Consider the following 14486-nt stretch of genomic DNA (forward strand, 5'->3'; position numbering starts at 1 on the left):
TCAGTCTCCTTCATGGTCAGGGGTCAGGGTTGGGGTGAGATCCACGACGACGTAGTCGCCCTGCGGGTCGAGCCCGGCGACGCGGACGATCGTCTCGATGCGCCGCGCGGTGCCGCGCCCGGCGATGAAGACGATCATGTCGATTGCCTCGGCGACCAGGCGGCGCGGCACGGTGACCACGGCCTCCTGGATGAGCTGCTCGATCCGGTAGAGCGCGGACGCGGCGCTGTTGGCGTGGACGGTAGCGATCCCGCCGGGATGGCCGGTGTTCCAGGCCTTGAGCATGTCGAGTGCCTCGCCGCCGCGCACCTCGCCGACGATGATTCGATCGGGCCGAAGCCGCAGCGTCGAGCGCACGAGATCGCCCATGGTGACGGCGCCGGGCCGGGTCCTGAGCGCCACCGTGTCGCGCGCCGGCGATTGCAGCTCGCGGGTATCCTCGATCAGGATCACCCGTTCGTCGAGATGCGCCATCTCGGCGAGCAGCGCGTTCGCGAGCGTGGTCTTGCCCGAACTGGTCCCGCCGGCGACGAGGATGTTGCGGCGATCGACGACGGCGAGCGACAGCAGGCGCGCGGCCTCCGCCGACATGATGCCGTCGGTCACATAGTCCATCAGCGTGTAGATCCGGGCTGCGGGCTTGCGGATCGAAAAGCACGGAGCCGTCGAAACGGGCGGGAGGATTCCCTCGAACCGCTCGCCCGCGCCGGTGCCGAGCGGTGGCAGTTCGGCAGACACGATGGGCTTGTCGCCGTGCACCTCGGTTCGGACATGGGACGCGACCAGCCGGATGATCCGCTCGACCTGGGGCGCATCGAGCTTCACGTCGGTATCGACACGGCCCTCGCCGAGGATATCGACGCGAAGTGCGCCGTCGGGATTGACCATGATCTCGATCACCCGCGGGTCGGCGAGCGCGGCGGCAATCGCCGGCCCCATCGCGGTGCGCAGCATGGCGCGGCGGCGTTCCGCGGAGACGCTTGTCGTCTGGGCGGACATCACGATGCGCCTCCAGCGGGGTCGATAGGCGCCAGCGTGCGGGTGCCGCCGGCGATGTGGCGGCCGACCTGCGAGACGAACGCCTCGAAACGATCCCGACCGATGGCGCGGGCTGCGGCATCGGCTTCGGGCAGCGGCGCCGTCACCATCAACTGGTAGCGGACGAACAGCGACAGGCTTTCCAGCAGCACGTCGATGTCGCGCCGCGCGCCGGCGAGTTCGCGTGTCAGGCGGTCGAGGCGAACCTTGAGGAGGTCGTCGATTTCCTTGGTCCCCCGGCGCGCCAGCCAGTCTTTCAGCGCATCGTTGACGAGGTGGCTCTTGTTGCCGCGCGGACCGGCAGCGAGCGCTTCCAGCGCATCGCTGAGTTCGCGGTCGATATAGAGGTTCTGGCGGATCTTCATCGCGACCTCAGAAATCCGGTATGAGGTCGCGCTTCGCGCCCTCGTTGATGGCATGCCCCCGGACGACGGCGTTTTGCCCTTGCGCCTGGTCCATGGCGCGCTTGTCGGCGGCGACATCGTCGTCGTCGGGCACGATCTGGGGATCGCGCGTTTCGGCGGCGTCGGTCGCCTTGGAAACCTGCTCGGGAAGGCCGGGATGGCGCTGCTGCTGCATCCCGCCATCGTCCTCGCCGCCGGCGGCGTCCTCCGCCTGGTGCAGTCGGTCATCGGTGCTGCGCACCTGGTTGGACCAGTCGTCGCCGCGCGACTTCGGGCGGTCGACATATTGGCCCGATGCCAACACCGGCGCGGGTGCCACGCGCGCGGCAAAGTTGCGATCGCGGAAGTAGCGCAGCTTGCGCGCCCGGATCGGCGCGAGCCCCGATACGAGCACGAGTTCCTCGTCGGGCGAAAGCTGCATCACCTCACCAGGCGTCAGGAGCTGGCGGGCGGTCTCCTGGCGGCTGACCATGACGTGCGCGAGCCAGGGCGCGAGCCGGTGACCGGCATAGTTGCGCATGGCGCGCTGCTCGGTCGCGGTGCCGAGCGCATCGGAAATGCGCTTGGCGGTCCGCTCGTCATTGGTCGCGAAGGCGACGCGGACATGGCAGTTGTCGAGGATGGCGTTGTGGTCACCATACGCCTTCTCGATCTGGTTGAGGCTCTGCGCGATCAGGAAGGCGCGGATGCCGTAGCCGGCCATGAAGGCGAGGCTGGTCTCGAAGAAATCGAGGCGGCCCAGTGCCGGAAACTCGTCGAGCATCATCAGAAGTTGGTGCCGGCGCGAGGATGTGCCGGGCTGGTCGAGTCGCTCGGTGAGCCGACGGCCGATCTGGTTGAGCACGAGGCGGATCAGCGGCTTGGTGCGGCTGATGTCCGATGGCGGGATGACGAGGTAGAGCGACAAGGGGCGCTCGGCCTCGATCAGGTCGGCAATTCGCCAGTCGCAGCGCGAGGTGACCTCCGCGACGGTCGGATCGCGATACAGGCCGAGGAAGGACATGGCCGTCGACAGCACGCCCGAACGCTCGTTCTCGCTCTTGTTGAGCAGTTCGCGCGCGGCGGAGGCGACGACGGGATGGACCCTCGGGTTCTTGTCGTCGCCGAGATGATTGGTGGTCATCATCCGGCGGAGCGTGGCGACGAAACTGCGCTGCGGATCGGAGAGGAAGGTCGCGACGCGCGCGAGCGTCTTATCCTCCTCGGCATAGAGGATGTGGAGGATCGCGCCGACCAGCAGCGAGTGGCTGGTCTTTTCCCAATGGTTGCGGCGTTCGAGCGCGCCTTCGGGATCGACCAGGATATCGGCGATGTTCTGGACGTCGCGCACTTCGTCGATACCGCGCCGGACCTCGAGCAGCGGATTATAATGCGCCGAGGCGGCGTCAGTCGGGTTGAACAGCAGGCAGTGCGAGAACCGCGCGCGCCAGCCCGCGGTCAGCGTCCAGTTCTCACCCTTGATATCATGGACGACGGTTGAGCCGGTCCAGGACAGCAAGGTAGGGACGACGAGGCCGACGCCCTTGCCCGATCGCGTTGGCGCGAACGCCATGATGTGCTCGGGGCCGTCATGGCGCAGATAACGGCCAGCGAGCGTGCCGAGCATGACGCCAGCGTCGCGATGCAGCCCGGCGCGCTCGACCTCGCGGGGGCTTGCCCAGCGAGCCGAACCATAGGTGGTGACGTTGCTCGACTGGCGCGCGCGCCACAGCGATCCGAAGATTGCCGCCGCACAGCCGACGAAGCCGCTGGCGCCGGCGAGCATGCCCGCCTTGTCGAAGACGATCGGGGCGTAGGCATCATAGTGATACCACCAGCCGAATAACGCCCAGGGATGATAGACCGGCACGCGACCGAGCCGGAACCACGGCAACCCCAGTTCGGGTTGATAGGCCAGCATCGCCGCCGCCCACTGTGTCGCCGCCCACACCCCCGCGATGACGATCGCGAAGACGACAAGGATCTGGCCGATGAGCAATTTGGTGGGTGTCACGTCGAAGCTCCCGCCCGCCGAACAGGATCGGCTGGGGCGGTCTCAGACTCGGTGACAGGCTCGAAAAACGGAACGGCGCTGATGGGCGCTGATGGGCTCGCGTCGGCCTGCTTTGGCCGAAAGGTGGAACCGGAAGCTATCCGGCAGGCGTCGTCCGGCGGTTAGAGGCCTGCGTCTGTTCGGAGCGTTTCGATGCGTTCGCGCGAAACGGTCTCGACGATGTCGCGAAGGTCGCGGACCGACTGTGAGAGGGCGCAGAGGTCGTCATTGCCGATCTCATAGCTCGCCGAATAACGCGCCTCGACATAGGCGCGCTTCAGAAGTTCAAAGCGGCGGCGGTCGACCCGGGTCGCACGCGGCCATGCCTCGATCAGGCGGGGTTCGCTATCCTCAGCGAGCGAGCGCAGGAATTTGATGTTGTGCGAGCGCGGAAAATACAGGGTGCGAACAAGCAGGAAGCAAATATAGGCCCGCTCGGTCGCTTGATGGAGCAGGAAAGCCGCATCTTTCAATTCGCCCTCCTGAAGTGCGAATGCTGCCAGTTTGATCCCGCTGTCGATCTTGGCGAGCCAGTCTTGGAAGTAGGTGGAGGCCATCTCATAAGCATCGGCGGCCGTCAGTGGCTGCGGGGTGGCAAGTGCGCTCCCGGGCAATTCGTAGAGAACGATCCCGTCGCGGGCGATATCAACCCAGAAATATTCGCCCCGGCTTAGCGCTTGGTTCACCTCCTCCAGCGTGTGGACGATGATATTCACGGGTCGCGCGATTGCGGTGTCGCGCAGGATCTTGTCTTCGGCAACGTACCAGTAATCGGCGATATCAGTGAGATCGGGATGGCTGACGATGACCAGCAGATCATAGTCGGACTGGTAGCCATTTTCGGGTTCATCAACCCAATCGTCCCGCGCATAGCTGCCGAACAGGACGACTTTGAGGATGCTCCCGTTTTTCTTCCAGGGCTGGGTCGCGCGCGCCGTCGCCTCGGCAAACTCGCCCATCAGCAATTGCTTCACCCGATCCAGTTCGCCTTGCTGGACCGAGGGCAGATGATCAACATCAGAGCGCACGGCGACGATTCTCGCGAGAGACCAGGCGCTTGGCAAGCCTTGACCGCGTGCATGGACACGTCGATGGTCCCGCCTCACGCACGAGCACAGCCTCGTAGATATCGTACACGCCTGCGCATCGCCCCGTCGTCTCCCTTATTTAAGCCCGCTTACCTTAGCTTGTTTGCTAATTAAGCCAAGTGCCAGTTGCTTAAATAAGAGGTTTTCCGCATATTGGGTCCGCATGGTCGATCCTGAACCGAATCTGCGGCTGGGCCGCTTCGTCGAGACCCCCGTTGCGGGCGAGGTTGTGCGAGCCTTCGTGCCACCACCGCTTCCACCAGCGCCACCCATCGACGTGCTGGGCCTCCTCGACCGTCTCAGTCTGGCCGAGCGCGCCTTGGGGCGCCTCGACGGTATCACCATGCTGCTGCCGCGCCAGGAACTCTTCCTCTACATGTACGTGCGAAAGGAAGCGGTGCTGTCCTCTCAGATCGAGGGCACGCAATCGACCTTGTCGGACCTGCTCCGCTTCGAAACCGAGGCGCAGGCTGGCCAGCCGATCGACGATATCCGCGAGGTCTCGAACTATGTCGACGCCATGATGTACGGGCTCGATCGGCTGGAAGAGCTGCCGCTGTCGCTCCGTCTCATCCGAGAGATGCACGAACGCTTGCTGCAAAGCGGCCGGGGCGGCACCAAGAGCCCCGGCGAATTCCGCCGTTCGCAGAATTGGATCGGCGGCACGCGCCCAGGCAACGCGCTGTTTGTGCCACCGCCGATTACGGAACTCGATGGCTGCCTGGATGCTCTCGAACGCTTCATGCACGAGAGTGAATCTCGCCTGCCCGCACTGATCAAGGCGGGCCTCCTCCACGTCCAGTTCGAGACAATTCACCCGTTCCTTGATGGCAATGGCCGCATCGGCCGTCTGCTGGTGACGCTGTACCTTTGCGTCAACGGCGTCCTGCGCAAGCCGCTGCTCTATCTCAGCCTCTATCTGAAAACCCACCGAGCCGACTATTACAGGCTGCTGCAGGAGGTGCGGGAGCATGGAGCATGGGAGGCGTGGCTTGATTTCTTTCTCGCCGGCGTTGCCGACACTGCCAACCAGGCCTTCGATGCGGCCACGCGCATCGTCGAGCTCTTCAAGGAGGACCGGGAAAACGTCACTGCGAACAGCGATCGCGCCGGGTCAGCGCTGCGTGTTCACGACCTTTTCCAACAGAATCCCTTTCTCAGCGCCAATCAGTTGGTTCAGCGGACCGGCCTATCCGCCCCGACCGTCAATGCTGTCCTTGCTGATCTTGAACGGCTGGGTGTGGTCGAAGAGATCACGGGCAAAAAGCGAAGCCGCGTCTTCGGCTATCGAAGGTATTTGGCTATATTGAGCGAGGGCACCGCGCCCCTCCCGGCCGTCGGCTGATCGGCCGGCCATTGGATAATCGACGGCCACCGCAATTGTACCTCATCTCGCGAAACGTGCGACTGTGTGTTACCTGACAGCATTCGAAAAAGAGGGCGGCAATGGGTGTGATACGCGGCGATTCTAGCAAAGACCGTGTTGGAACAATCTCGCTGGATTACCATGCCACGACGCCGGTCGCGCCTGAGGTCGTCGCCGCGATGATCCCATTCTTCTCGGACACCTCTTGGAACGCCCATTCTGCACATGCGGGCGGCGCGATCGCTGCGAGCGCCGTCGCCGTCGCCCGCGCGCAGGTGGCAGACCTGGTTGGAAGTGCTCCAAGCGAGATCATCTTCACCTCTGGTGCCACCGAAGCGAATAATATCGCCATTCTTGGTACGGCAGCCGCCGCGACCCATTCCGGGTCTATTCGGCGACGCATCCTCACCTCGACAATCGAACACAAATGCGTTCTCGAAGCGGCTGGCCACCTGTCGAGTGTTGGCTTCGTACACGAACTGATACCCGTAACCGCAGAAGGGCTTATCGACCTCGCCGTCCTGAGCGAAATGCTCGATGAGGAAGTCCTCCTCGTCAGCGTGATGGCGGCGAGCAACGAAATCGGCGTCATCCAGCCTCTGGCTCAAATTGGCGAACTAGCTGGGGATTATGGAGCAATTTTCCATGTCGATGCCGCGCAGGCGGTGGGACGCGTGCCGTTTGACGTATTTGCCCTCCGCTGCGACCTCGCGAGTTTCTCTGGCCACAAAATGTACGGCCCCAATGGGATCGGGGCGCTCTTTGTGTCATCCGCAGCCGAGCTAAAGCCTCGACCGATCATGTTTGGAGGGGGACAGGAGCAAGGACTCCGACCGGGTACGCTGGCCGTCCCTTTGATCGTCGGCTTTGGTAAAGCTGCAGCGATCGCGGCGGAACGGATGGAGGCAGACGCCAGGCATCTTACCGAAATCGCTCATCTTTTTGTGAGCAATCTCAGATTGCTGGGGATCGCGGCGCGCCTCAATGGTGCTCCTTCACCCCGTTTGCCAGGCAGTCTGAACCTGCTGATTGACGGCGTCGACGCTGACGATGTCGTTCTGCGCCTTGGCGATGATCTGCATCTGTCGACCGGATCGGCCTGTCAATCGGGCGAGCTTCAAGGATCCCATGTGTTGCGGGCGCTCGGTCTGTCGGATCAAGACGTTGCTTCTTCGTTCCGCATATGTTTTGGGCGTGAACATACCGAATCAGACGCGATTGTTGCCGCCAAACTGCTTGCAGAAGCAGTAGCCTCATGCGAGAAGCCCACTGGAGGAGGCGTCCAGCAGCGGGGTAGCGACGGTGGAAAGGTTCACGGCGAAAGATTTTCGCCCGCAATTTGCGGGACATGAAACCTTTCCTCTCAGAACGCTTTGGCTAAAAAAGGCGTTCGAGGCCGTAAAAGACGGTGCCGATCGTAATATCTTCGTTGCCGCTGACGCAATCGTTCGATTTGGTGTGGGTAAAAACATGGCGCAAGCAATGCGTCATTGGAGCGTGGCGACTGGTATTATTGAGGATGTGGAGACGCAATGCCTCCCATCACCGCTCGGATCAGCAATCTTTGCTAATGACGGCGGTCTCGATCCCTATCTCGAGCACCCGGCCACGTTATGGCTGATCCATTTGGCGCTCGCCGGATCGCCTGAAATGTCCACAACATGGTATTGGGCATTCAACGTCTTCGGGAGCCTCGCATTCGACCGCGAGGCACTGACGCGCGGTCTGCTTGATATTGCCCAAGAACGCGGTTGGAAACGTGTCGCTCCCGTCACGATCAAACGTGATGTCGATTGTTTCATTCGCTCCTATGTCGCGCGTTCACGCGGCGGAGCGACCGAGGATGCGATCGAACCTATCCTCGTTGAGCTTGGTCTGATCCGTCCATCGCCCATCGGAGATGCCTTTGAATTCGTGCGCGGTCCAAAAGCTAGCCTGCCTGACGCAGTCTTCGTGATCGCCCTTGATCGCTTCTGGCGTGATGCCCATGGCGAGGCCGCAACGCTCTCGGCGGAAGCTGCGTGTTACGGGCGCGGCTCGCCCGGGCGTGTCTTCAAACTCGACGAAGACAGTGTGATCGAGCGAATGATCCGTATCGGTGAGATAACCGGCGGTGCCCTAGCATGGTCGGAAACCGCTGGATTGAAGCAGGTCGTCCGACACCGCGCCATCGATGAGGTGGCGGTACTTCAGCACGCCTTTGGAATCCGGAGACGCGCGGCATGAAGCTTGCCGAAACCGTTGGCGTCAGCCGCCGCTTTGCGCGCTCGGCGCGGGTCGACGCTGATATCGGCAAAGCGGAGGCACTCGACGGCTATGTGCTGCAGCCCTCTGTTCGACAAGCATTCATCACGCTTGCGCAATCCTTTCAGCAGGCGGGCCAAGGGGCATTTACATGGACTGGCCCCTATGGCGGTGGCAAATCGTCAGCGGCGCTCGTTCTCGCCGGTTTGTTAGGAAAGAGTCCGGCGGCGCAGGCATCGGCGGTCGCGCTATTTGACAATGACGCGCTTGAGATTGTTGGCGCCTGCCTGCCCAGAACGAAGCGTGGGTGGCGCGTCGTTGCGCTCTCAGGACGGCGCGCAGCCCTTGCCGAGGATATAGCGCAGGCGTTTGATCTCCCTAATGGCGACAGGCTGGTCAGCCAGATTGGCGTAGCTGCCCTTAGCAAAGATGCTGATGGTCTCGTCATTATCATCGACGAGCTTGGCAAGTATCTTGAGCACGCCGCTTTGGACGGTGGCGACGCGCATATACTTCAAGATCTGGCGGAACTCTCGGCTCGCAGCCAGGGCCGCCTCTTGATCGTCGGCATATTGCATCAATCATTCGAGCGTTACGCTGCGAAGCTCTCGCGCATGGCCCGAGACGAATGGGCTAAGATCCAAGGCCGGTTCCAGGACATTCCGCTGGCAAGCGCCACCGATGAGACCCTCGATCTCATTTCCAAGGCGATTACAGCCAAGGCTCCGCCCGTGGCGGCGGCGCCCTTAGCCTCGCGCGTCGCCCATGAAGTGCTCCAGCGTCGTGGCAGCGCATCCCCCAATCTTGCCACCACGCTTGAGCAATGCTGGCCGCTCCACCCGGTCGTCGCGTTGCTCCTCGGACAGCTGGCGCGGCATCGTTTTGGCCAGAATGAACGGAGCGTATTCGGGTTTCTTGGATCAGCAGAGCCGTTTGGTTTTCAGGAATTCCTTGGAGCAGATGAGCAGCCGCGTGGCGGCGTCTACGACCCCGCAATGCTCTTTGATTATCTCGTCGCTAATCTCGGACCGGCCATTCTTGCCTCAAGCGAGGGCCACCGCTTTTCGACCAGTCTGGACGCGGTCGATAGAGCGGCAGCACGCGGTGGGCCACTGCACATCGCGGTCGCAAAATCTGCCGCGGTCATAGAGTTGTTCGGCGCCGGTACTGGGCTAATCGGAAGCGATCTGCTACTTGCGGCATGCGTTCCCGCCATGTCGGAACGTGAGGTAGCAGGCGCACTTGAGGATCTCGTTGCCTGGTCGGTGCTGATCCACCGTCGGCACCAGGGCGCATTTGTCATATATTCTGGATCAGATTTCGATCTCGATGCCGCCGTCTCCGCTGAGAGAACACAATCAGGCCGCGCGGACTTGGCCGACCGGCTCGCACTGCCCGCGATTGTCGCCAAACGCCATTATTATCGCACCGGAAATTTGCGCTGGTCCGACGTGGCGATCTATCCGCTGCCCGAGATTGAATTAACAGTCGAGGCCAGTCGCGGCGATCGTGTGGCGGCGTTCGCCAGCGCCCATATTGCGGCCTTTGCGGAATGGCGCGGGTCACGGCGCAAGAACCCGACGCTCGTCCTCGGCGTTAAGCCGCCCGAGATGTCGGAGGCCGAAGCTGAGGCCATCGCCATCGCGCTTGCCCGACGTGACGAACATGCCAGCGTCACAATCGGATTGCCCAAATCGAGCTATATGATCCGAGAACTGGCCGCAGAGCTTGATGCACTTGAACGTGTCGCGCGGCAGAACCCCCAGCTCGAAGGAGATATGATTGCCCGTCGGGAAGTAGCTGCTCGGGTCTCCGAAGTCGGGAGCGCGCTCGAACAGGAAGTGCATCGCGCCTTCGAGCGCGCCAAATGGTATGCACACGGCACCCGCGCCAGGCAATATGATGGCGCACCACTCAGCGCGATCGCGTCAGCAGAGGCGGACGCCCTGTTCATCGAGACTCCGCTTATCCGAAACGAGCTGATCAACCGCGAGCGCCCATCGTCAAATGCGATGGCTGCAGTTCGTGCCCTGCTCCACGCCATGACCAACCACCGTGACGTCGCGCGGCTTGGGCTCGTAAATTTCCCGCCAGAATATGCCCTCTATGCGACAGTGTTGGAACAGGCGGGACTGCACCGGATCGGGAAGAATGATGAATGGGTGTTCTGCGCGCCCGATAATAGCGAAGTGGGCCGAAGCTACGTGCCCGCATGGGAAGCCGCGCAGGCACTCCCGATGGATGCGACGATCGCCGATCTGTACGAGATCTGGAGCAAGGCGCCGATCGGCATGCGCGCAGGGGCCATGCCTCTGCTCGCATTCGCTTGGATGTTGGCTAATGAATCCAGCACTGCTGTCTATCTGGACGGCTATTTCGTGCCGGTGATCGACGAATTGGTGGCGGATCGTCTCCTGCAGACGCCCGAAGCACTGACGGTGCGGCGCATCGAAATGGGCCGTGAAAAGGATGTGTTGTTGAACGGCCTTGCGTCCATTCTGAGACAGCGCGGGCTTGTGACCGCGGAGGCTAGCCCGCTTCTTGTCGCGAAGGGCTTAGTCCGCATCGTTGCCAGCCTGCCGAAATGGACACAGCGGACGCGCTCGATCGAGGCGAATACGCGTAAACTGCGTGACCTTCTCCTCCATGCCGACGACCCCCACCGCCTGCTTTTCAAAGACCTCACCTTCTTGGGCAAAACGCCCGCTGCACGCGTCGAGGCAGTGCATGCAGCCCTGCTGGAACTCGACGTCGGCTATCATGCGATGCTTGACGGATTGCGCCGCGCGCTAGCCGTCGCCTTGGGTTGTGATATCGCGTCCTTCGCGGGATTGCAGCGCCGCGCTGCAGCTGTCCAAGGTGTGTCAGGCGACTTGCGCCTCGATGCCTTTGCCCAGCGCGTGGGTACGCTTGAAATCGGGCAGGATCCCTATGCGGAAGTCGAGGGGCTGGGCAGCTTTCTTATACACAAGCCCGCCCAGCAATGGACTGATCAGGATGTCGACATGGCCCATGCCGAACTCGTGCGCTTTGCCCGCCGCATGCGTGAAGCTGAAGCCATGGCGGTCGCACGCGGCCGTTCGACCGGTGCCGAAGCGCTGAGCTTAGTTGTGGCGGGACGGGGCGGTGAGCCCGTTGTGCACAGCTTCGACATCAATGCCGACGAATCCATCCACGCAAAGGCGTTGGCAGACGACCTTATGTCTCGCCTCGATAATATCGACTACCGTGTCCAGTTCGCAGCACTTGCCGAGGCGTTCAGGCGGCTTGAGCTGGCGCAGCCTGGCGATTGCGAGGCCGCTGAATGACCATAGAACGCCATATTCTCGGCCTCTCCGGCGGGCGCGATTCTGCTTCGCTTGCGATCTGGATGCGTGAGAACCGCCCCGAGGTGGAACTGGAGTATTTCTTTACCGATACCGGCAAGGAACTTCCGGAAGTCCATGAATTCCTCGACCGGCTCGAAGGTTATCTCGGCCGACCAATTCTGCGTCTCAATCCCGACCGCGACTTCGACTTTTGGCTCCGCGAGTATAAGAGCTTTCTGCCTTCGCCGCGCACGCGCTGGTGCACACGCCAGTTGAAATTGCGGCCGCTCGAGCAATGGCTGCGCCCAAGCCTCGATGCTGGCGTCAAGGTCCATTCTTATGTTGCCATTCGCGCGGATGAAGACCGAGCGGGATATCAGGCCACGCACGCGAACATGGTAGTCCATTTCCCGCTTCGGGAAGCAGGGATCGACAAGACCGGTGTCATCGAGCTGCTCGATTCGTCAGGCGTGGGCGAGCCCGCCTATTATAGCTGGCGCTCGCGCTCGGGATGCACCTTCTGCTTCTTCCAGCAGAAGATCGAATGGGTTCGCCTCATGCGAGAACATCCAGACTCATTTGCCGAAGCGAAAGCCTACGAGAAAAATGCGGTCGAACATGGATCACCGTTCACCTGGTCCGATGCCGAGAGCCTTGAAGAACTATCGCAGCCCGAACGCGTCGCGCAGATCGAAAGCGATTATGACAAGCGTCTTGAGCGATTGCGTCGCAAGCGCCGGCTCAATCCCCTGCGGGATGGCCTCGAAGTATCGATTGACGACATCTATGGAGTTGACGAGGTCAGCGGGGGCTGCGTGATTTGTCACAAATGACCGCCCTTCCACTCGCAGAAGGAGCGCCAGCCTCGCGCGGGCTGAGTGATGCGCTGCGCGCCGGCGAACCTATCTACCTTCTCCCAAAAGACGACGTGGCGAACGGGGTTATCTCGCCGGCCTTGTCGTCGTGCAACAGTGCCGACGTGATGATCGGCTTCTTCGCGAGTCAATCGCTGGCGGAAATCGCACCGGGCCTTGCAACCTATCTCCGCTCGACCCAGGCACCGCTCCGGCTGATCGTCAGCCCTTATCTGACCGCCGCCGATCAATTGGCATTGGCTGCTGGCACGATGCCGTCAGAAAGTTTGGCAAGCGCGAAGATTATCGACAGCCTGCCCGACGCCGATGCTTTGAGCCGCCATACGTTGTCCTGCCTAGCTTGGCTGGTCGCCCAAGGGCGTCTCCAGATGCAGATCGCGCTGATGCGCGATGCGCTCTTCCATCCCAAGGTTTGGCTATTCCGCGATGGCGATGACGTCGCCACCCTTCATGGCTCGGCCAATATGACGGGAGCCGGTTTGGGAAAAAATCGGGAACAGCTTAGCCTTTCGCGCTCCTGGATGAGCGACGATGGCGCGCGAACCTGCGCTCGCCTGTCCGAAGAATTTGAAATGCTCTGGCGCGGCGGCGATAATGATTGCGTGATCGTAGACTTGCCCAAAGCGCTCGAAGAGCGGCTTCTGCGTGATTACAAATCCGACCGTCTGCCAGATGAGGATGATTTTCGGCGGCTCTGGAGGAAAGCCCATGGCCTGCCCGAGGAGTCTGTGGCCGAGCTAGCGGCCAGTGACTCGCGCGAACCTCTGCGCTTCGCAATCCCTGAGTGGCTTGAATATCGAGTAGGCGAATATGCCCACCAGGGAGAGGCGGTCGACGCGTGGCGCGCTACCGGATGGCGCGGTGTCCTCGAAATGTGCACGGGGTCGGGTAAGACGCTGACAGCGATGATCGGCGCGCACCAACTTCATGTCGAAGTCGGGCCGCTGTTGATTGTGGTAGCGGCCCCATACAAGGTTCTTGTCCAACAATGGTGCGGCGAGATCGGCCTGTTCGGCTTGAAAGCGGTCGATCTCACGGCCGAGGCCGGCGCCAAGGGCAGAGAGCGTGCGATTGCGAACGCCCGCCGGCGCCTCAGGCTGGGTCTCAGCACTTCAGAGGCGCTCGTGGTCTCCAACGACACCCTCTGCACGCCCGAGTTTGCCGCGCAAATCGCCAAGCATGACGGGCCAAAGCTGTTGATCGCCGACGAGTGCCACAATCTTGGCGCCGCTGGCTTCATGGCCAATCCACCGACCTTCTTCGACTACCGACTTGGATTGTCGGCGACGCCTGTCCGGCAATATGACGACGAGGGCACTGCTGCTCTGTTCGATTTCTTCGGTGATCCCTGCTTTAGCTTTCTACTCGAGCAAGCGATCGGGCGTTGTCTCACGCCTTATGACTATCACGTCCACTTTGTCCCCCTCAGCGCCGACGAAATGGCCGATTGGCGCGACCTGAGCGAACAGATTGCGAAGCTAGCCTGGAAGATTCAGGCGGGCATAAAGGACGATCGGCTCAATAACTTGTTTCTGAAACGACGGCGTGTGCTAGAGACCGCGCGCTCCAAGCTCGACAAGCTCGGGGAGTTACTAGACGAAGAGAACGCGAGGGCGCTGCGATACACGCTCATCTACGCGACCGATAAAGATCCTGCGCAGCTCGATCAAGTAAATGCTGCCCTCAATGAGCGGCGTATTCTTTTCCATCAACTGACAGCCGAAGAGAGCGGTGACAAGGTCAGGACGCAGAGAATCCTCAGTCGCTTCCAAAGCGGCGATCTTCAAGTTTTGACCGCCAAGCGAGTTCTCGATGAAGGGGTCAACGTACCGCAGATCGAGCGCGCCTTCATCCTCGCGAGTACAACAGTCAGGCGCCAGTGGGTTCAGCGGCGCGGGCGTTTGCTTCGCACTTGTAAAGCCATTGGCAAGACACATGCGGTAATTCACGATCTCGTGGCGCTACCGCCCGAAGCTTATGAGGGCGGAACCCTGGACTCGGAGGCGAAAAAGATTGTTAACTCCGAGCTGGATCGCGCCTGGGAGTTCGCGCGGCTCAGTCGAAACGGAGCGGCAATCGGGGGGCCATTCGCGAAGGTCGAGGAGCTTCGTGCGCTTTTGAGGGGGTGAGG

The 14486-nt window shown here is 61.8% G+C and carries 10 protein-coding genes; 6 read left to right on the forward strand and 4 right to left on the reverse strand.

What is annotated here, in order from left to right; genetic code table 11:
• From trbB to FFS35_RS00320, 4 genes are all read right to left on the reverse strand, one after another.
• The gene (trbB, locus tag FFS35_RS00305) at nucleotides 1–999 is read right to left on the reverse strand and encodes a P-type conjugative transfer ATPase TrbB (protein WP_137785123.1); all 999 of its coding nucleotides are present in this window, start codon (nucleotides 997–999) and stop codon (nucleotides 1–3) included.
• On the reverse strand, nucleotides 999–1403 hold the full coding sequence (locus FFS35_RS00310; RefSeq protein WP_137785124.1) for a CopG family transcriptional regulator: 405 nt from the start codon (nucleotides 1401–1403) through the stop codon (nucleotides 999–1001). The genes trbB and FFS35_RS00310 overlap by 1 nt, the downstream gene beginning before the upstream one ends.
• 7 nt (nucleotides 1404–1410) lie before the next feature.
• The gene (locus FFS35_RS00315) at nucleotides 1411–3435 is read right to left on the reverse strand and encodes a conjugal transfer protein TraG (protein WP_137785125.1); all 2025 of its coding nucleotides are present in this window, start codon (nucleotides 3433–3435) and stop codon (nucleotides 1411–1413) included.
• Nucleotides 3436–3596: 161 nt separating this feature from the next.
• Complete coding sequence (locus tag FFS35_RS00320; RefSeq protein ID WP_137785126.1) at nucleotides 3597–4502, reverse strand: HEPN domain-containing protein; 906 nt, start codon at nucleotides 4500–4502, stop codon at nucleotides 3597–3599.
• A 223-nt stretch (nucleotides 4503–4725) separates the two neighbouring features.
• On the opposite strand from FFS35_RS00320, the gene FFS35_RS00325 reads away from it, so the two are divergent.
• From FFS35_RS00325 to FFS35_RS00350, 6 genes are all read left to right on the forward strand, one after another.
• Nucleotides 4726–5907: a Fic family protein gene (locus FFS35_RS00325; RefSeq protein WP_137785127.1), complete on the forward strand. Its 1182-nt coding sequence runs from the start codon at nucleotides 4726–4728 to the stop codon at nucleotides 5905–5907.
• Nucleotides 5908–6008: 101 nt separating this feature from the next.
• Nucleotides 6009–7280: a cysteine desulfurase family protein gene (locus FFS35_RS00330; RefSeq protein ID WP_137785128.1), complete on the forward strand. Its 1272-nt coding sequence runs from the start codon at nucleotides 6009–6011 to the stop codon at nucleotides 7278–7280.
• A complete protein-coding gene (locus FFS35_RS00335) occupies nucleotides 7231–8154 on the forward strand; it encodes a DUF4007 family protein (protein WP_137785129.1) in 924 nt (307 codons plus the stop codon). The genes FFS35_RS00330 and FFS35_RS00335 overlap by 50 nt, the downstream gene beginning before the upstream one ends.
• A complete protein-coding gene (locus tag FFS35_RS00340) occupies nucleotides 8151–11480 on the forward strand; it encodes an ATP-binding protein (RefSeq protein WP_137785130.1) in 3330 nt (1109 codons plus the stop codon). The genes FFS35_RS00335 and FFS35_RS00340 overlap by 4 nt, the downstream gene beginning before the upstream one ends.
• On the forward strand, nucleotides 11477–12313 hold the full coding sequence (locus tag FFS35_RS00345) for a phosphoadenosine phosphosulfate reductase family protein (RefSeq protein ID WP_137785131.1): 837 nt from the start codon (nucleotides 11477–11479) through the stop codon (nucleotides 12311–12313). Before FFS35_RS00340 ends, FFS35_RS00345 begins: the two co-directional genes overlap by 4 nt.
• Nucleotides 12310–14484, forward strand: a complete 2175-nt coding sequence (locus FFS35_RS00350; RefSeq protein WP_137785132.1) for a DEAD/DEAH box helicase family protein — start codon at nucleotides 12310–12312, stop codon at nucleotides 14482–14484. The genes FFS35_RS00345 and FFS35_RS00350 overlap by 4 nt, the downstream gene beginning before the upstream one ends.
• Nucleotides 14485–14486 lie beyond the last annotated feature (2 nt).

It is taken from the genome of Sphingomonas sp. 3P27F8, assembly GCF_005502745.1.
In the GTDB taxonomy this organism is placed as follows: Bacteria; Pseudomonadota; Alphaproteobacteria; order Sphingomonadales; family Sphingomonadaceae; genus Sphingomonas.

Excerpts from the sequence above, each read along its gene's own strand:
- trbB (WP_137785123.1), bottom strand. The coding sequence starts at position 999 with ATGTCCGCCCAGACGACAAGCGTCTCCGCGGAACGCCGCCGCGCCATG.
- FFS35_RS00310 (WP_137785124.1), bottom strand. The coding sequence starts at position 1,403 with ATGAAGATCCGCCAGAACCTCTATATCGACCGCGAACTCAGCGATGCG.
- FFS35_RS00325 (WP_137785127.1), top strand. The coding sequence starts at position 4,726 with ATGGTCGATCCTGAACCGAATCTGCGGCTGGGCCGCTTCGTCGAGACC.
- FFS35_RS00330 (WP_137785128.1), top strand. The coding sequence starts at position 6,009 with ATGGGTGTGATACGCGGCGATTCTAGCAAAGACCGTGTTGGAACAATC.
- FFS35_RS00340 (WP_137785130.1), top strand. The coding sequence starts at position 8,151 with ATGAAGCTTGCCGAAACCGTTGGCGTCAGCCGCCGCTTTGCGCGCTCG.
- FFS35_RS00345 (WP_137785131.1), top strand. The coding sequence starts at position 11,477 with ATGACCATAGAACGCCATATTCTCGGCCTCTCCGGCGGGCGCGATTCT.
- FFS35_RS00350 (WP_137785132.1), top strand. The coding sequence starts at position 12,310 with ATGACCGCCCTTCCACTCGCAGAAGGAGCGCCAGCCTCGCGCGGGCTG.